Source organism: Sphingobium naphthae (assembly GCF_043589935.1).
GTDB classification, from domain to species: Bacteria; Pseudomonadota; Alphaproteobacteria; order Sphingomonadales; family Sphingomonadaceae; genus Sphingobium; species Sphingobium naphthae_A.
Map to the genome: position 1 here is coordinate 2,576,646 of NZ_CP171454.1, position 17,226 is coordinate 2,593,871.

The window sequence follows — 17,226 nt, forward strand, 5'->3', positions numbered from 1 at the left end:
TGCCGAATCAGCGCGAATCGGTCAGATTTGCGGCTGGTCATCGGGGGGTGACCGACACAATTGGTCGAGAGGGGACCATCATGGGCGATAGTGGCACATTGACGCGCGCGGACCTTGCCGAAACGCTGAACCGGCACGTCGGCCTGTCGCGCGCCGAAGCGGCGGCGCTGGTCGAATCGATCCTGGATCATATGTCCGACGCGCTGGAGCGCGGCGAGAATGTGAAGATCTCCAGCTTCGGCACCTTCGTCCTGCGCGACAAGACGCAGCGCATGGGGCGCAACCCCAAGACCGGGGTGGAAGTGCCGATCGAGCCGCGCCGGGTGCTGACCTTTCGCGCCAGCCAGACGATGCGCGAACGCGTCGCCTGAAAAGCGCAGGATTATCCGCCGCTTTTCCGTGCCAAGAGTCGCCGGGGACAGTTGACGCCGCCGCGCGGATCGGTGCAACATTCCCGTCATGAAAAAGGCGGAGGGGGCATTTCTCACCATCAGCGAACTGGCCGCTGAACTGGACGTGCCCCAACATATACTGCGCTATTGGGAAACGCGCTTTCCAAAGCTGCGGCCGCTCCAGCGCGCGGGCAATCGCCGCTATTACCGGCCCGACGACGTGCTGCTGGCGCGGCGCATCCACCATCTGCTCAATGTCGAAGGCTTCACCGTCAAAGGCGCGCAGAAGGCGCTGAGCGAAGGCGGGGTGGTCCTGCGGCCGCCCGAGCCAGCAGCGCCGCCAGCCGCCGCGGCGACCCCGGCCGTCGACACGCTGCTGGCGCGGCTGGAGGATGTGCGCGCGACGCTGGCGCGCGCGCTCGGCGCCTGAGCCGCCGGCCGGCTCCCCTCAGCGGGCTTCCGGGCCCAGTGCCGGGTCCAGATCGCGCGGGCGCGTGAAGCTCTTGAGCGTGGCGACGCCCGGACGCGCATCGGCCCAGCGCGCGACGTCCAGATCCATCACCGCCAGGCTGGCGGTCGGGAACTTGACCTCCACATCGTCACGCAGCCCATTGTCGCCATCATCGGGGACCAGGTCCAGGATCAGTTCCTCGAACCCCGGATTATGGCCCGACATCAGCACCGCCTCCGCCGTTTCCGGCAAGTCGCGCACGACGTCGAACAGGGTCGCGGACGAGGCGAGATAGATGCGCCGGTCCCAGTGTGCCTCCAGCGTTTCGCCATAGCCCGCGAAAAAGGCGTCCAGCGTCTGGACCACGCGTTCGGCAGGCGATGCCACCAGTTGGTCGAAGCGCATGGCCTGGCGGGCGGCGAACTGACCCATCAGCCGCGCCGCCTTGTCGCCGCGGCGGTTGAGGGGACGGTCGAAGTCGCGCGCCACCGGATCGTTCCAGTCCGATTTGGCGTGGCGCAACAGGGTCAGCCGCTTCATTGTCACTCCTGTCGGGGCAAGCCGGATTCGTGCCCCTGATGCCCGATGGCGGCGCGTTCGCCAAGCATTTCGCTGCGTGCGGAGCGGCTGACGGCGATGATCGCCTCATCCAGGGTCAGCCGGCGCACCGGGGTTCCGGGGGGAAAGGCGGACAGCAGGCGGCTGGGCATGGCGGCGGACAGGATGACGAAACTGCCCCGGTCCTCGGCGCGGCGGATGAGCCGGCCGAAGGCCTGCGCCAGCCGCGCGCGGATCAGCCGGTCGTCATAGGCGCTGCCTCCTCCGGCCAGCCGCCGCGCCGCGTGCAGCACCGTGGGCTTGGACCAGGGCACGCCCTCCATCACCACCAGCCGCAGCGAATGGCCCGGCACGTCGACGCCGTCGCGCAGCGCGTCCGTGCCCAGCAGCGATGCGCGCGGATCGTCGCGGAAGATGTCGACCAGCGTGCCGGTATCCATTGGATCGACATGCTGGGCATAGAGCGGCAGGCCGGCGCGCGCCAACCGGTCGGCGATGCGGGCGTGCACCGCGCGCAGCCGCCGGATCGCGGTGAACAGGCCCAGCGTGCCGCCGCCCGCCGCTTCGATCAGCCGGCCATAGGCGCCCGACAGGGCGGCGATGTCGCCGCGCTTGATGTCGGTGACGATCAGCACTTCGGCGCGGTCGGGATAATCGAACGGGCTGCTCGCTTCGAACCGCTGCGCGCCATGGGGCAGGTGGATGGCGCCGGCGCGGGCTTCGGCATTGTCCCATTCGCCGCCACCCTTCAGCGTGGCGGACGTGACGAGCACGCCCTGCGCCGGCTTCAGCACCGTTTCGGCGAGCGGGCGGGTAGGGTCGAGCCAGTGGCGGTGAATGCCGATATCATATTCGCGCCCCTCGACCCGGTCTACCGTCATCCAGTCGACGAAATCGGGATCGGCCGGGCCGCCGATCCGCGCCAGCAGCGCCAGCCAGGCGGCGATCAGGTCGCGCCGCCAGCCCAGCGACGCCACCGCCCCTTCGATCCGCGCGCGCGCCGCGCCATCGAGCCAGTCGGGCGCATCCTCGATCACCGCCTCCAGCCGGCGGGCGAGCCGCACCAGCGGCTTGATGAGCGCGTCGAGCGCGAGCGCCGCTTCCTGCGCCGCCTCGACGAGCGCGCCGTCAGGTTCGGCCAGTTCGGTTTCCAGCCCATAGCCGGCATCAGCCTCGCCCGCGTCGGCGGCGCGGGTGTAGACGGTGCCGCGCACCGCGGCGAGCAGCGCCTCCAGCGGCCCGAACGGCTCGCCCGCCACCACGCGCTTCAGCCATTCGTCGGCGGGAAGCGCCTGCGCCGCATCGATCGCCGCGCGGATCGCCTGGCCGCCTTCCTCGTCATAGCTGGCCAGGTCGGACAGGCGCGCGGCCAGGCCCCGTCTGCGCCCGCGCGAACCGCCCTCCGGCCCCATGATCCAGCGGCGCAGCTCGATCGCTTCCTGCCCCGACAGCACGACCGAGAAGGTCGAATCCGCCGCATCGAACAGATGATGGCCTTCGTCGAAGATGATACGCTGCGGCCGTTGGCCGGTTTCGCGTCCGCGCGCGGCGTTGATCATCACCAGCGCATGGTTGGCGATGACGATGTCGGCGTCGGCGCTGGCGCGGGCCGATCGCTCGATGAAGCATTTGCGATAATGGGGGCAGCCCGCATAGATGCACTCGCCGCGCCGGTCGGTCAGCGCGGTCGATCCATTGCGACGGAAGAGCGTGGGCAGCCAGCCGGGCAGGTCGCCGCCCACCATGTCGCCATCCTTGGTGAAGGCGGCCCAGCGCGCGACCAGCTGCGCCAATATGGCGGCGCGGCCGGAAAAGCCCCCCTGCAGCGCATCCTCCAGATTGAGCAGGCACAGATAATTTTCCCGCCCCTTGCGCACCACCACGCGCCTGGCCGCCAGCGCCGGATCGGGAAAGAGGCGCAGGGATTCGCGGTCGAGCTGGCGCTGCAGCGCCTTGGTATAGGTCGACACCCAGACCGTGCCCTGCGCTTCGGCCGCCCAGATCGAGGCCGGGGCGAGATAGCCCAGCGTCTTGCCGATGCCGGTGCCCGCTTCGGCCAGCAGCATGTTGGGCTGGTCGCGATGGCGCCGGGCCATGAAGGCGGCGCTGGCGGCGGCGGCATAGGCGCGCTGCCCCGGTCGCGGCTCGGCGCCGGCGCCGGTCAGGGCGTCGAGCCGGGCCAGCACCTGATCCTCGTTCAGGCTGATCGTGCGCGGGGCGGGGCGGGGCTGCGCCTCCTCCCATTCGGGCAGCTTGGAAAAGAGCCAGCGCTCCGCCTCTTTGGGGCGGGCGATGCGCGGCGCGACCAGCGGGGACCAGGGCCAGCGCAGCCGGTGCAGCGCCTGCGCAGCGGTCCAGCCGCCCTCGCGCTCCAGCCAGTCGGGCGAATCCAGCCGATCGAGCAGCAGCGCCGCGGCCTGTTGCAGCAGCGCGGGAATATCGCCCTCCTGCGCCGGGGCGGGCAGGTCCAGCGCTGCCGCCAGCCCCTTGGGCGTGGGCACCAGGAAGCGCGCGGGATGCAGGAAGGCCCAGAGTTCGAGCAGGTCCAGGCCGTTGAGTTCATGGTAGCCCAGCCGCTGCCCGGTCAGCGGCGCATTGAGCAGCAGCACCGGCGTTTCGGCCGCGCGCGCGATCGCCTGCCCCTTGGCCAGGCCCAGGGTGCGGCCATGTTCGCGCAGCCATATGCCGCCATGGCTGGCGTGAAGCGCGGGCAGGGATGCGGGATCGATCACCCGTCCGGCTTAGAGGAACGGGAACAAAAGGAAAACCTGTTTCCGCGCGGCTTCAGCCCAGACGTCGGCCGAACCCGCCGCCGGCGTGCGTCCGTGGTTGAAAGGGCGGGTGGCCGCGCAGCGTCGAGCGCGCGCGGTCCAGTTGCTCCCACAGCGGTCCGTCGGTCAGCGGATAGGGAAAGCGGATGCCCATCCGGTCTTCCTCAGACCAGCGCACCGTGCCGAAAGTGATATGTCCGTCCAGGTCGAGTTGACAGCTGGTCCCCGCGGGCAGGCTGCACCCCACGACCTGCGCACCACCCTGGCTCAGATCGATGATCTTGCCGTCCAGACTGTCGAGCACCGTTGTCACGACAATGGGGATCTCGACAGAGATGCGTTCATGGCTGCGCTGTACGTGCATTTCGCCTCCCGTCTCATCCAGTATAGCATGCACCACTAGGAGAAAGTAAAGCCGCCCGCGGTTCCTGTCGATCTTTGTCATGAAAGGGCGTTTCCTTTCGACACCGGCGGGGCTAGGGGCTGTGGCATCATGACCGTGTCCGATCTTCTCCGCTCCGCCGCACAGGCGTCCAAGGCCTGGCCCTATGAAGAAGCCCGCAAGCTGCTCAAGCGCTATGGGCTGACCGAAGGCGGCGCCGCGCCCGACAAGGGGCATATCCTGTTCGAAACCGGCTATGGCCCGTCGGGCCTGCCGCATATCGGCACGTTCAACGAAGTGTTGCGCACGACCATGGTGCGCAACGCGTTTCACGCCCTGTCCGACGTCCCCACCCGCCTGGTGGCGTTCAGCGACGACATGGACGGGCTTCGCAAGGTGCCCGACAATGTGCCCAACCAGGCGATGCTGGCGGACCATCTGGGCAAGCCGCTGACGCAGGTGCCCGATCCGTTCGGCAAATATGAGAGTTTCGCGCATCACAATAACGCGATGCTGCGCGAATTTCTCGACCGCTTCGGCTTCGACTATGAATTCGTGTCCGCCACCGAACAATATCGCGCCGGCGCCTTCGACGACGCGCTGCGCCAGGTGCTGCGGCGCTACTCTGCGATCATGGACATCATGCTGCCGACCTTGCGCAAGGAACGGCAGGCGACCTATTCGCCGGTCCTGCCGATCAGCCCGCGCAGCGGCATCGTGCTGCAGGTGCCGGTCGAAGTGATCGACGCCGAAGCGGGCCTTGTCCGCTTCGAGGATGAAGGCGAGACGATCGAACAGTCGATCCTGTCGGGCGGCGCCAAGCTGCAGTGGAAGGTCGACTGGGCGATGCGCTGGTATGCGCTGGGCGTCGACTATGAAATGGCGGGCAAGGACCTGATCGATTCCGTCACCCAATCGTCCAAGATCTGCCGCGCGCTGGGCGGCCGCCCGCCCGAGGGCTTCAACTATGAGATGTTCCTCGACGAAAAGGGCGAGAAAATCTCCAAGTCCAAGGGCAATGGCCTCAGCCTGGAGCAGTGGCTGACCTATGGCCCGCAGGAAAGCCTGGCCTTCTACGCCTATCGCGAACCGAAAAAGGCCAAGCAGCTGCACATGGGCGTCATTCCCCGCGCGGTGGACGAATATTGGCAGTTCCGCGCCAACTATCCGCGCCAGGCGATCGAGCAGCAGCTCGGCAATCCGGTCCATCACATCCATGACGGCCAGCTGCCGCAGGGCGAAATGCCGGTGACCTTCGGCCTGCTGCTGAACCTGGTCGGGGTGATGGGCGACGCCAGCCGGGATCAGGTCTGGGGTTATCTGCAAAATTATGTGCCGGGCGCCAGCGCCGAGACCTATCCGGAGCTTGACGCGCTGATCGGCCATGCGCTGGCCTATCATCGCGATTTCGTCGCGCCGACGCTGCAGCGCCGCGCGCCCGATGCTCAGGAAGCCGCGGCGCTGCGCCGTCTGGACCAGGAATTGGCCGCACTGCCCGCGGACGCCACGGCCGAAGACATCCAGAATATCGTCTACGCCATCGGCAAGGATGCGGCCTTTGGCTTTGCGGAACTGCGCGACTGGTTCAAGGCGCTGTACCAGACGCTGCTGGGCGCCGATCAAGGCCCGCGCATGGGCAGTTTTATCGCGCTCTATGGCATTGAAAACAGCCGGAAATTAATCGCTGAGGCGCTTGCCGCCTGATCCGACGAAATGGGGGAACAAAGCGGGTAAAGGGGCGTTTGCCTCTATGGTCCACCCCCCCTTTCGGACTGGTGATGCGCTTCGCGCGCGTCATCGGCCGCGTGCGCCCGGAAACGGGCGGCGCGGCCAAGGGCGGTAGCGCTTACCCGCTTCAACCGAATTGCGAGCCGAACCAGGCGAACGGCCCCGAACCATCCGGATCGGGGCCGCTGTTGTTTCAAGCGCCTGTTTCAAGCGCCGGGCGGCTTACCAGAAGAAGCCGCGATGCACCTGCACCACTCGGCCGGTGCGCACATTCACCAGCAGCACGTCATTATAGTGGCGGACCCAGCGCAGATTGGCGCCCGGACGGGGCAGGCGATAGCGATAGGGATCGGCGATATAATAGCGTGAGCTGTAATAGACCGGCCGCAGCTGCGCGCCCGAATTCCAGGCGGTGTAGCGGAACGGGGCGCGCCAGTTGCCGCCGCGATAGACGTCGCGGTGACTGCGGCGATAGTCGCGCCAGTCCTCGCGCACTTCGCGCCGCGCATCACGCACGTCGCGCCGTTCGTCGCGCACGTCGCCGCGGTCGCCATAACGCTGCGCCTGCCTCAGGTCGCGCTTCTCTTCGCGCAGCTGCCGCTCGCTGCGGCGCGCTTCGCCATAGGATTGCGCCGATGCGACGCTCGGCGCGACGGTGGCGGCCAGCAGGCCCAAAATGATCAGTTTACGCATCTTTGGTCTCCTTCAGCGTGGCGTGGGACCGATATCTGGTCGGGTTCCTGCGCCAGTGAGGAGAGATATGGGCCCCGGCAACTGAACGGCCGGCGAATGCTTCAGTCAGAATCCGGTCATTTATGTCGCAAATTGTATCGGCCGGTCAGCCCCAGGGGCGCTCGCGAAACCATTTGGTGACGACATATTTTGTGCCGCGCTCGACCGGCCGTGCGGCGTGAAGGCTGAAGCGGTTCGGCGCTCCGTCGCGCGTCATGTTGTTCCAGATCAGGATCATGCCTTCGACCGGCGGAACCATGAATTCGCATTGCGGAAAATGGGTTTCGCCCCCGGCTTCGACTGCCGACAGATAGATCATCGCGGTCCAGGTGCGCTGCCCGCCGGTGCCCCGCATCTGCTGCCAGTAATCGGCCGTCACCGGGAAATAGTCGCAATGGACGCGATATTCCTGGCCCTGCGTGTAGCGCTGGCCCTGCAGCGTTTCGCCATGGCTGGCGGGCAGGCCCGTCAGCGCGCAGATGCGGGTGGTGATGCTTTCGACCAGCGGGTCCCAGGGCGACAGATTGCCGCTGTGGCTGGTGCGATATTCGGCATTGGCGCTGCCGGAAAACAGCGTGGAGGGTCGCGCGCTCGCATCGATCAGCGTGCGCAGCCCGGCGCATTCCTCCGCGCTCAAAAATGCCTGGCGCCCATAGATGTCGAGGTTGGGCGCGTCGATGCGGCTCACCATCGGGTTGCGGTCCAGGCGTGCGCGCACGGCGTCGCCAATGCTGGCGCGAGCAGGCGAAGCAACGCCGCCATCGTCCAGGCAGCCATCTTCAGGAACAGGGCTCATGGCGCCCTTCCTGCCACAGCGCCGGGCCTGATGAAAAGGCCCCGACACGTCGCCGCGCCGGGGCCAAGGACTCCTGAAGGCCAGTTCAGGAAGCGAAACGGATCACCAGAAGAAATCGTGGATCACATCGACCACATAGCCGTCGCGAATGTCGACCAGCAGCGCGTCGTCATAATAGCGGACCCAGCGCAGCGTGCCGTAGGCCGGCGGCAAGCGGTAGGCATAGGGATCGCTGATCCAGTAATTATTCGCGTAGAGAATGTTGCTGAGGAAGATCCCGGCCGAGAAGGACCGATAGCCATAGCTCCAGCCGCGCGGCGCATAATAGCGGCCGATCCGGTAGCGATCGCCATAGCGGCTGCGGTAGCTGCGCCAGTCATAGCGCCGGTCCTGACGCCAGCCATTGTCCCAGCGTCGCTGGCTGCTCCAGCGGGTGCGGTCGTCATAGCGATGACCATCCGCCCAGTCGCGTCCGTTGTCCCGGCGCGCGTCGCGGCGGTCATCGCGCCACTCCCGGCGATCATCGCGCCGGTCAGTCCGCCAATCGCCGCGATCGTCCCGTCGGTCATCTAGCCGATCCTGCCGATCATCCCGGCGGTCGGTGCGCCAGTCGCGGCGATCATCGCGTGCGTCCGGCCGCGCCTCGCGCCAGTCGTTGCGCGTTTGCGGACGATCAGCGCGCGGGTCGTCGCGCCGCGCCTGCGCCTGGTCGCGACGGTTGCGCGCCTGCTCCAGCGCGCGCGCCGGTTCGCCGCGCAAGCGATTGTCCGGACGCGCCGGCGTCATCTGGCGCGGCCGTTCGGCCGGCCGCTGCGCGCGAGCGCCGTCATAGCGGGGCTGGGTCATGCGGTTGCCGCGCGACACGGCCATATCGCCGCCGCCGCGCGTCGCGCGCTCGCTGCGCGCGGGGCGTTCCTGCGCATAGGCCGGCGCGATCCCGCTCAACACCGTCGCGCCCATCAGTCCCGCCAGCATCATCTTCTTGAACATGCGTCCAGACTTTCTACAGGAAGGGGCAGGTCGCCCCTTGATACGCCTCTTCTACAAAGGCGCGCGTGTCGGATCGCTGAACCCACATGTCAGCTTTATGAAAGAATCCCGGGGGTCCATATGGCTATTGGGGATAGGAGTTCTTATTACGTTCAACGTATCTGCGGGGCGGCACGTCTTGTCGCACGGCAAAACTAATGCAGATCAAAGTATCTCCCTGTCATCCCCTTTAGGACTGCCGAGTGACGAAATCCCCTGATGCCGGCCGCACTCGTCAGGCCCTGCGCGAAGCAACCATGACGAGTCACGAGCGGGTGGACGCTCTCTTTGCGGACTTCGGGCTCGACACGCCGCGGGATTATATCGCCTTTTTGAGCGCACATGGCCGTGCTCTGCCGGCGCTGGAGCCTGCCGCGCGCCCCGATCAGACCCGTATGCCCCTGCTGGCGCAGGATCTCGCGGCGCTCGACGCGCCCTTGCCGCCGCCGCTCCCGTTCGACGCGCGGGACAGCGACGGCTTTCGCTGGGGGTTGCTCTATGCGCTGGAAGGATCGCGCCTGGGCGGCGCTTTCCTGGCGCGGCGGGTCGGCGCCGGGCTGCCCCACGCTTATCTGTCGGCCGCTCATGGCAAGGGCGAATGGTTGGCCTTCCAGCGCGCGCTCGACGGCGCTGCTGCGGAAGGCGGCGAAGGCTGGCTGGAGGACGCCGTGCAGGGCGCTCTTGCCGCCTTCGCCCTTTTCGCGACCGCCGCGACGCAGCAGAAGGCGGTGGCCCATGGCTGATGGCGGCGCGAACGGCCCCGACTATGCGGTCGACCTCAGCAATTGCGATCGGGAGCCGATCCATGTGCTGGGCAAGGTCCAGCCCTTCGGCTTCCTGATCGCGCTGACCGCCGACTGGCTGGTGGCGCGCGTGTCGGCGAACAGCGCGGACTTTATCGGCTTGTCGCCCGACGACATGCTCGGTCGCCCGATCAGCGACATGCTGGCCAGCGATGCCATCCATGCGCTACGCAACCGCATCACCTTGCTGCGCGGCCCGGATTCGGTCGAGCGCCTCTTTTCGGTGCCGCTGATCGAAGGCGGCCCCGCCTTCGACGTGGCGGTGCATTTTTCCGGGCCCATGGTGGTGGTGGAGGCGGAACCCGCCAGCCATGACGAAATGGAAGCCAGCAGCACGGTCCGCTCCATGGTGTCGCGCCTCGCCCAGGCAGAGGGCATGTCCGCCTTCCTGCGGGACGGCGCGCGCCAGGTGCGGGCGCTGACCGGCTTTGATCGCGTCATGGTCTATCGCTTCGCCGATGGCGGCGATGGCGAAGTCGTGGCCGAAGCGCTGCGGCCGGGGATCGAAAGCTTCTTCGGGCTGCACTATCCCGCGTCCGACATTCCGGCCCAGGCGCGCGCCCTCTACCTGCGCAACATCTTTCGCATCATCGCCGACGTTCAGTCGGAGCCGGTCCCAGTGGTGCCCGCGATCGACCCGACCGGCGCGGCGCTCGACATGTCGCTGTGCCTGACTCGCGCGGTGTCGCCGATCCATATCGAATATCTGCGCAACATGGGTGTGGGCGCATCGCTCTCCATCTCGATCATCGTCGATGGCAAGCTATGGGGCCTGTTCGCCTGCCACCATTATGCAGCGCGGCTGCCGACATTCGCGCAGCGCAGCGCCGCCGAACTGTTCGGCCAGATCTTCTCGATGATGCTCGAAAGCCGCGAGCGCGCGGAGACAGCCGCTTATGAAGGCAAGGCGCGGCAGGTGGCAGACCGGCTGCTGTCGGCGGTGGCGCAGGATCATGACCTGCTGTCCAACGCGCGTTGGCTGGGCGACATCGTGATCGACACCATCCCCGCCGATGGCGTGGCCGTCTATATCGACGGGCAGATGACCTTTTCGGGCCTGACGCCAGATGAACCCGCCTTTGCAGCGATCGTGTCCATGCTCAACCGCGTGGCGGCTAGCCAGGTGTTCACCACCGACAATCTGTCGCGGCTGCTGCCCGATGCCGCCGCCCATGCCGATCGCGCCGCGGGCCTGCTCGCCATTCCGATTTCGCGACGGCCGCGCGACTATGTCGTGCTGTTCCGCGCGGAGCAGCTGCGGTCGGTGCGCTGGGCGGGCAAGCAGGACAAGCATATCGAATATGGCCCCAACGGCCCGCGCCTGACCCCGCGCAAGAGCTTCGAGGAATGGTCGGAACTGGTGAAGGGCACCGCCTTGCCCTTCACACCGGCCGAACTGCGCGTCGCCGAAGCGCTGCGCACGGCGTTGCTGGAAGTGATCCTGCGCCTGTCCGATTCGGCCGATGCGGAGCGGCAGCGGGCGCATGAGAAGCAGGAATTGCTGATCGCCGAGCTCAACCACCGCGTGCGCAACATCCTGTCGCTCATCCGCGGCCTCATCTCGCAAACGCGCGACAGCGCCCAGTCGGTCGACCAGTTCATCGGCACGCTGGAAAGCCGCGTCCATGCGCTCGCTCGGGCGCACGACCAGATCACCGCCGATCGCTGGAGTCCCGCGCGGCTCATCGACCTCATCGAAGTGGAGGCGGGCGCCTATCTGGGCGAGCGCAGCGATCGCGTGCGGCTGAGCGGCCCCAATGTCATGCTGACCCCGGCCTGCTTCACCGTGCTGGCGCTGGTCATTCATGAAATGCTGACCAACGCGGCCAAATATGGCGCTTTGTCGGACCATGGCACGGTCGCGATCGACTGGCGCGTGGACCAGGATGGCAGCCTGCTGATAGACTGGACCGAAAGCGGCGGTCCCCCCGTCGTGGCGCCGACGCGTCGGGGCTTCGGATCGACCGTGATCGAACGCTCCATTCCCTATGATCTGGGCGGCCACGCGGAAATTACCTATCGGCTGGCCGGGATCGAGGCGCATTTCTGCATCCCGTCGCGCCATGTCGTGTCGGTGCTGTCCGATAGCGCGGATCGCGAGCGCGCGCGCCCCGCGGCGGTCGTGACGCCCGGCCTGCTGCTGGGCCGCAACGTGCTGCTGGTCGAAGACAATATGATCATCGCCATGGATGGGGAGGATGCGCTGCGCGACCTGGGCGCGGACGTGTTCACCGCCGCCAGCATCGGCCGAGCGCGCGAAGCGATCGCGCTCAATAGCGTCGATGTCGCCGTGCTGGATTTCAACCTGGGTCATGAAAACAGTCTGCCGGTCGCCGACCTGCTGGCGGAGCGCGGTATCCCCTTCCTCTTCGCCACCGGATATGGCGACGGGCTGGAGCTGCCGCCCCGGTTCCAGCATGTGACGCTGGTCAAGAAGCCCTATTCGGGCGCGACGCTGGCGCAGGCGCTGGAGCCGGTGATCAACCCCGGCGCCTGAGGCGGCGGCGACGAAACGCTCGGTTTCGCCGCTTGCCGTTGCGGGGGGACCCGGCGGCGCCGATATGGCGTCCATGTCCACCAATGCCGTTTCCGAACCCGACGCCGCCCCCGACCTGCGCCAGCCCAGCCTTTTCATCCCGCATGGCGGCGGCCCCTGTTTTTTCATGGACCCTGCCGATTCCGATCGCGTCCATAGCGATCCGATGTGGCATCCGATGCAGGCCTATCTCAGCGGGCTGATCGCCGATCTGCCGGCCCGGCCGCGCGCGATCCTGCTGATGTCGGGCCATTGGGAGGCGGCGGACTTCACCGTCCATGTCGGGGACCGGCCCCCCCTGCTGTTCGACTATCACGGCTTTCCGCCCCATACTTACCAGCTGCGCTGGGATGCGCCCGGCGCGCCGGATGTCGCGCGCCGCGCCGCCGACCTGCTGCGCGGCGCGGGCTTCGCCACGCGCGAGGAGACGGCGCGCGGCTGGGATCATGGCGTCTTCATCCCGATGAAGGTCGCGCTGCCGGACGCCGACATTCCGCTCGCGCAGCTGTCGCTGCGCCGCGATCTCGATCCCGCCGTCCATATCGCCGCCGGGCGCGCGCTCGCCCCGCTGCGCGATGAAGGCGTGCTCATCATCGGATCGGGCATGAGCTTCCACAATCTGCGCGTGCGCGGGCCGCAGGCGATCGCGCCGTCGACCGCCTGGGACTATGCGCTGACCGCGGCGGTGACGGATGCCGATCCCGACCAGCGCGCGGCGCGCGTCGCCGCCTGGGCGGATCTGCCGCATGCCCGCTTCGCGCATCCGCGTGAGGAGCATCTGCTGCCGCTGATGGTGGCGCTGGGCGCTGGCGACCGATCGCCCGCGACCTGCACGCATCGCAGCTCGGTGCTGGGCTGGACCGTGTCGGGCTATCGCTTCGGCTGAACGCCGGGCCGGCCGAGCGCCGGCACGGTGCGCGCCGCCGCTTCGGGCGTGATGCCGGGGGGCGGGGCGGCGGCGATCTGCTCCTCGCCGCGCATGATCCGGCCTGCGCGCTTGATCGCGCCGCGCAGCCGGGGATAGATGCCGCAGCGGCAGATATTGGTGATCGCCGCATCGATCTGCTCGTCGGTCGGATCGGCATTGCGCCGCAGCAGCACCGATGCCGCCATGATCATGCCGGGAATGCAATAGCCGCATTGCGACACATTGTCGGCGGCGAAGGCCTGTTGCAGCGGGTGGCCGCGATCGGGCGACAGCGCCTCGATCGTGGTGACGAAGCGCCCTTCGGCATGGGCGATGGTCACCTGGCAGGATCGCACCGCCTCGCCATCTATGTCCACCGTGCAGGCGCCGCAATCGCCGGTGCCGCACCCATATTTGGTGCCGGTCAGGTTCGACGCATCGCGCAGCGCCCACAGCAGGGGCGTGTCCGGGTCCATCCGATATTGCACCGGTCGGTCATTGACGGTGAACCTGGTCATGCGCCGGTGCTGGCCTCGCCATCATCCTCTTCCTCCTCCGCCTGGTGGAACAGCACTTCGTTGCGGATGTGGATGGTGCGCGACGCCAGGCGGATTTCCTGGATGAAGGTCGCGAAGGCGGCGGTCTGCAGCAGCATCGCCAGGATGAAGATCAGCGCGATCGCCGTGCCCAGATGCGCATTGAACAATTCGGCGGCGAACAGCAGCATGACGACCAGGCAGATGGCGCAGCCCGATGCGACCGACAGGAAGATCGCGCCGTTGACGACGCTCATCCGCTTGTCGAGCACGCGGATTTCCGCGACCAGCCGGTCATGCTCGCGCCCGCGCGTCACCAGCACGCTCTGTTCGACCTTGCGCGCCCGGTCGATCACGCGCGCCAGCCGCCCGGCGCAGACATTGAGGAACGCGCCCAGCCCCGCCAGCATGAACACCGGCGCGACCGCCAGCTGAATGGTCGCCGCGACCTGGCTGACCTGGGGCAGGACCATCATGCCGCTCATCGCGCCGCCTCCAGAACCGCTCAGGCCGCGCCCTTGGACGTGGGCGTGTTGATGCCCATCGACTGGAGATATTTCTTCACGTTGCGCGCCGCCTGGCGCAGCCGTTGTTCATTTTCGACCATGGCGATGCGGACATAGCCCTCGCCATCTTCGCCATAGCCGACGCCCGGCGCGACCGCGACCTTGGCATGGGTGAGCAGCTGCTTGGAAAATTCCAGGCTCCCCATGTCCTTGAGCGCGGGCGGCAGCGGCGCCCAGCAGAACATCGACGCGCGCGCCGCGGGAATGTCCCATCCCGCCCGGCCGAAGCTTTCCACCAGCACGTCGCGGCGCTTGTGGTAGAGCAGGCGGTTCTTTTCGACGATGTCCTGCGGGCCGTTGAGCGCGGCGCAGGCCGCCGCCTGGATCGGCGTGAAGGCGCCATAGTCGAGATAGGATTTCACTCGCGTCATCGCCGCGATGAGCTTTCGGTTGCCGACGGCGAACCCCATGCGCCACCCGGCCATGGAATAGGTCTTGCTGAGCGAGGTAAATTCGATCGCAACGTCCTTCGCGCCCGGCACCTGCAGGATGGAAGGCGTCGGATTGCCGTCATAATATAATTCGGAATAGGCCAGGTCGGACAGGATCCACACCTTGTTCTCCTTCGCCCAGGCCACCAGCCGCTCGTAGAAGGCCAGGTCCACCGTCTCTGCCGTGGGGTTGGACGGGTAGTTCACCACCAGGATCGACGGGCGCGGCACGGTGAAGGCCATGGCGCGGTCGAGCGAGCGGAAATAGGTTTCGTCCGGCGTCGTGGGCACCGACCGGATGGTCGCGCCCGCGATGATGAAGCCGAATGTGTGGATCGGGTAGCTGGGATTGGGCGCCAGCACGACGTCGCCCGGTTCGGTGATCGCGGTGGCCAGGCTGGCAAGCCCCTCCTTCGATCCCATGGTGACGACGACTTCGGTCTCCGGATCGACATCGACGCCGAAGCGGCGGCCATAATAGTTCGCCTGCGCCTTGCGCAGGCCGGGAATGCCGCGCGACTGGGAATAGCCATGAGCGCTCGGCTTGCGCGCGACTTCGACCAGCTTGTCGATGACATGGTCGGGCGGGGGCAGGTCGGGATTGCCCATGCCCAGGTCGATAATATCCTCTCCCGCCGCACGCGCCGCGGCCCGCATCGCATTCACTTCGGCGATGACATAGGGCGGCAGGCGCTTCATGCGGTAGAATTCTTCGGACATTATCGGGGCTTTCCTGAAAGCTTCCTGTAGGGAATAGTGCGTGACGCGCCGCTGGCGTGTCATAATCGGGCTATAACCGGCCGGATGAGGACTTGCCAGCGAAAGCCGCGGCCCGCGCAATGCCAGGAGGAGGATGGTGGCCATGCAAGAAAGCGACGTTTTGGAGCCCCGCCTGCCGACCCTGGAGGAGATGCAGCAATGGACGCAGGTGCTGGGCCGCGCGCAGCAGCTGATGCTGGAACAGGCGGCGGGATCGACCGGCCAGACCCTGCCGTTCGACCCGGCGATCGTCGCGCGCATCCAGACCAGTTTCGCCGATGAAGGACTGGCCCTGTGGCAGCGTTTCCTGGACGCGGGCGGCCTGTTGCGCGACCGGCCCGATCCCGCGCCGGAGAACAGCCCGGCCGCGCGCAAGGACCGGCGCTTTGCCGATCCGGCCTGGACCGAACATCCCTTCTACGACCTTATCCGCCAAAGCTATCTGCTGCTGTCCGATTATCTGATGAAGCTTGCCGACGCTGTGGACGGCGTCGATCCCCGGCAGAAGGCCAAGCTGCGCTTCGCCACCACGGGCCTGCTCGACGCGATCGCGCCCAGCAACTTCCCGCTCACCAACCCGCTGGTCGTGCAGAAGACGATCGAGAGCGGCGGCGAAAATCTGGTCACCGGGCTCAAGCATATGCTGGCCGACATGGAGAAGGGGCAGCTCACCCATACCGACGGCACCCAGTTCGAACTGGGCCGCAACATCGCGGCGACGCCGGGCAAGGTGATCCACGAAACCCCGCTCTACCAGCTGATCCATTATGCGCCGTCTACCGAGACGGTGCTGGAAACCCCGCTCATCATCTTCCCGCCCTGGATCAACCGCTTCTACATCCTCGACCTGTCGCCGGAAAAAAGCTTCGTCAAATGGGCGGTGGACCAGGGGATCAGCGTCTTCCTGGTGTCCTGGAAGTCGGCCGACGCCTCGATGAAGGACCTGATCTGGGACGATTATATCCTCGACGGACAGATCAACGCGATCGACATAGTGCGCGACCTGCTGGGCGTGGAGAGCGTCCATGCGATCGGCTATTGCGTCGCGGGCACGACGCTGGCGGCCACGCTGGCGCTGCTCGCCGCGCGGGGCGAGGCGGACAAGGTGGCGAGCGCCACTTTCTTCACCGCCCAGGTGGATTTCAGCCAGGCCGGCGACCTCAGCCTGTTCGTCGATGACGATCAGATGAAGCTGGTGGAACAGCTGTCGTCCCAGGGCTTTCTCGACGGGCGCTACATGGCCGCGACCTTCAACCTGCTGCGCGGGCGCGACCTCATCTGGAACTATGTCGTCAACAATTATCTGCTCGGCATGGATTATCCGCCCTTCGACCTGCTCTACTGGAATGGCGACACCACCAACCTGCCGGCGCGCTGGCACAAGGATTATCTGACTCAGCTCTATCGCGACAATCTGCTGGTCTTGCCCGGCGCGATCAGCGTCGCGGGCACGCCGATCGACCTGCGCAGCGTGCGCACCCCCGCTTATGTCCAGGCGGGCAAGGAAGATCATATCGCGCCGCTGGAAAGCGTCTGGAAACTGACCGAGCATTTCGCCGGCCCGGTCCGCTTCCTGCTGGCGGGGTCTGGCCATATCGCGGGGGTCATCAACCCGCCGGCTGCCCGCAAATATCAATATTGGGTCTGCGACGAAGCGCAGCCGACGCTCGACGCCTTCCTCGACAAGGCGACGGAGACCAAGGGCAGCTGGTGGCCCGACTGGCGCGCCTGGCTGGACGGGATCGATTCGCGCACCGTGCCCGCGAAGGGCGCGCGCGTGCCGGGTGAAGGCAAGCTCAAGGCGCTGGAGGATGCGCCCGGACGCTACGTCAAGGCGCGGTAAAGCCAC

General features: G+C 67.0%; 16 protein-coding genes. 7 read left to right on the top strand and 9 right to left on the bottom strand.

The window, feature by feature from the left end; genetic code table 11:
* Positions 1-80: 80 nt before the first annotated feature.
* Positions 81-371, top strand: coding sequence for an integration host factor subunit alpha (locus tag ACGGKE_RS12795; protein WP_228167912.1), 291 nt, complete (start codon positions 81-83; stop codon positions 369-371).
* An 88-nt stretch (positions 372-459) separates the two neighbouring features.
* Positions 460-822, top strand: coding sequence for a MerR family transcriptional regulator (locus ACGGKE_RS12800; protein WP_394438457.1), 363 nt, complete (start codon positions 460-462; stop codon positions 820-822).
* A gap of 18 nt (positions 823-840) precedes the next feature.
* Here the strand turns inward: ACGGKE_RS12800 and ACGGKE_RS12805 are convergent, their stop codons facing one another.
* The 3 genes from ACGGKE_RS12805 to ACGGKE_RS12815 are packed head-to-tail and all read right to left on the bottom strand — an operon-like array spanning position 841 to position 4,536.
* Positions 841-1,383, bottom strand: coding sequence for a SixA phosphatase family protein (locus ACGGKE_RS12805; RefSeq protein WP_394438459.1), 543 nt, complete (start codon positions 1,381-1,383; stop codon positions 841-843).
* A 2-nt stretch (positions 1,384-1,385) separates the two neighbouring features.
* Positions 1,386-4,133 (bottom strand): ATP-dependent DNA helicase, encoded by a 2,748-nt coding sequence (locus ACGGKE_RS12810; protein ID WP_394438461.1) that lies wholly within the window; start codon positions 4,131-4,133, stop codon positions 1,386-1,388.
* Between the two features lie 52 nt (positions 4,134-4,185).
* A complete protein-coding gene (locus ACGGKE_RS12815; protein WP_394441995.1) occupies positions 4,186-4,536 on the bottom strand; it encodes a PilZ domain-containing protein in 351 nt (116 codons plus the stop codon).
* Positions 4,537-4,665: 129 nt separating this feature from the next.
* Here ACGGKE_RS12815 and ACGGKE_RS12820 point away from each other — a divergent pair, with 129 nt between their 5' ends.
* A complete protein-coding gene (locus ACGGKE_RS12820; protein WP_394438463.1) occupies positions 4,666-6,258 on the top strand; it encodes a lysine--tRNA ligase in 1,593 nt (530 codons plus the stop codon).
* A 246-nt stretch (positions 6,259-6,504) separates the two neighbouring features.
* Here ACGGKE_RS12820 and ACGGKE_RS12825 read toward each other — a convergent pair whose 3' ends face one another.
* The 3 genes from ACGGKE_RS12825 to ACGGKE_RS12835 all read right to left on the bottom strand — a co-directional run bounded on the left by ACGGKE_RS12825 (position 6,505) and on the right by ACGGKE_RS12835 (position 8,800).
* Positions 6,505-6,975: an RcnB family protein gene (locus tag ACGGKE_RS12825; RefSeq protein WP_394438465.1), complete on the bottom strand. Its 471-nt coding sequence runs from the start codon at positions 6,973-6,975 to the stop codon at positions 6,505-6,507.
* A gap of 145 nt (positions 6,976-7,120) precedes the next feature.
* Complete coding sequence (locus ACGGKE_RS12830; protein ID WP_394438467.1) at positions 7,121-7,810, bottom strand: prolyl hydroxylase family protein; 690 nt, start codon at positions 7,808-7,810, stop codon at positions 7,121-7,123.
* Positions 7,811-7,912: 102 nt separating this feature from the next.
* Entirely contained in the window at positions 7,913-8,800 is an 888-nt protein-coding gene (locus tag ACGGKE_RS12835; protein WP_394438469.1) for an RcnB family protein, read from the bottom strand.
* A gap of 242 nt (positions 8,801-9,042) precedes the next feature.
* Between ACGGKE_RS12835 and ACGGKE_RS12840 the strand changes: the two genes are divergently transcribed.
* The 3 genes from ACGGKE_RS12840 (at position 9,043) to ACGGKE_RS12850 (ending at position 13,064) form a co-directional block, all read left to right on the top strand.
* The gene (locus ACGGKE_RS12840) at positions 9,043-9,582 is read left to right on the top strand and encodes a biliverdin-producing heme oxygenase (RefSeq protein ID WP_394438471.1); all 540 of its coding nucleotides are present in this window, start codon (positions 9,043-9,045) and stop codon (positions 9,580-9,582) included.
* On the top strand, positions 9,575-12,139 hold the full coding sequence (locus ACGGKE_RS12845) for an HWE histidine kinase domain-containing protein (protein WP_394438473.1): 2,565 nt from the start codon (positions 9,575-9,577) through the stop codon (positions 12,137-12,139). The genes ACGGKE_RS12840 and ACGGKE_RS12845 overlap by 8 nt, the downstream gene beginning before the upstream one ends.
* Before the next feature lie 115 nt (positions 12,140-12,254).
* Positions 12,255-13,064: a DODA-type extradiol aromatic ring-opening family dioxygenase gene (locus tag ACGGKE_RS12850; RefSeq protein ID WP_394441999.1), complete on the top strand. Its 810-nt coding sequence runs from the start codon at positions 12,255-12,257 to the stop codon at positions 13,062-13,064.
* Here ACGGKE_RS12850 and ACGGKE_RS12855 read toward each other — a convergent pair.
* From ACGGKE_RS12855 to ACGGKE_RS12865, 3 genes are read right to left on the bottom strand one after another with little or no spacing between them, the layout of a single operon-like run.
* Positions 13,049-13,603 (bottom strand): (2Fe-2S)-binding protein, encoded by a 555-nt coding sequence (locus ACGGKE_RS12855; RefSeq protein ID WP_228167902.1) that lies wholly within the window; start codon positions 13,601-13,603, stop codon positions 13,049-13,051. The genes ACGGKE_RS12850 and ACGGKE_RS12855 overlap by 16 nt on opposite strands.
* Positions 13,600-14,097 (bottom strand): DUF2721 domain-containing protein, encoded by a 498-nt coding sequence (locus ACGGKE_RS12860; protein WP_394442002.1) that lies wholly within the window; start codon positions 14,095-14,097, stop codon positions 13,600-13,602. The genes ACGGKE_RS12855 and ACGGKE_RS12860 overlap by 4 nt, the downstream gene beginning before the upstream one ends.
* 29 nt (positions 14,098-14,126) lie before the next feature.
* Positions 14,127-15,338, bottom strand: coding sequence for an LL-diaminopimelate aminotransferase (locus ACGGKE_RS12865; protein WP_394438476.1), 1,212 nt, complete (start codon positions 15,336-15,338; stop codon positions 14,127-14,129).
* 142 nt (positions 15,339-15,480) lie between these two features.
* On the opposite strand from ACGGKE_RS12865, the gene ACGGKE_RS12870 reads away from it, so the two are divergent.
* Positions 15,481-17,220: a PHA/PHB synthase family protein gene (locus ACGGKE_RS12870; RefSeq protein WP_394442005.1), complete on the top strand. Its 1,740-nt coding sequence runs from the start codon at positions 15,481-15,483 to the stop codon at positions 17,218-17,220.
* The last annotated feature ends 6 nt before the right edge of the window (positions 17,221-17,226 follow it).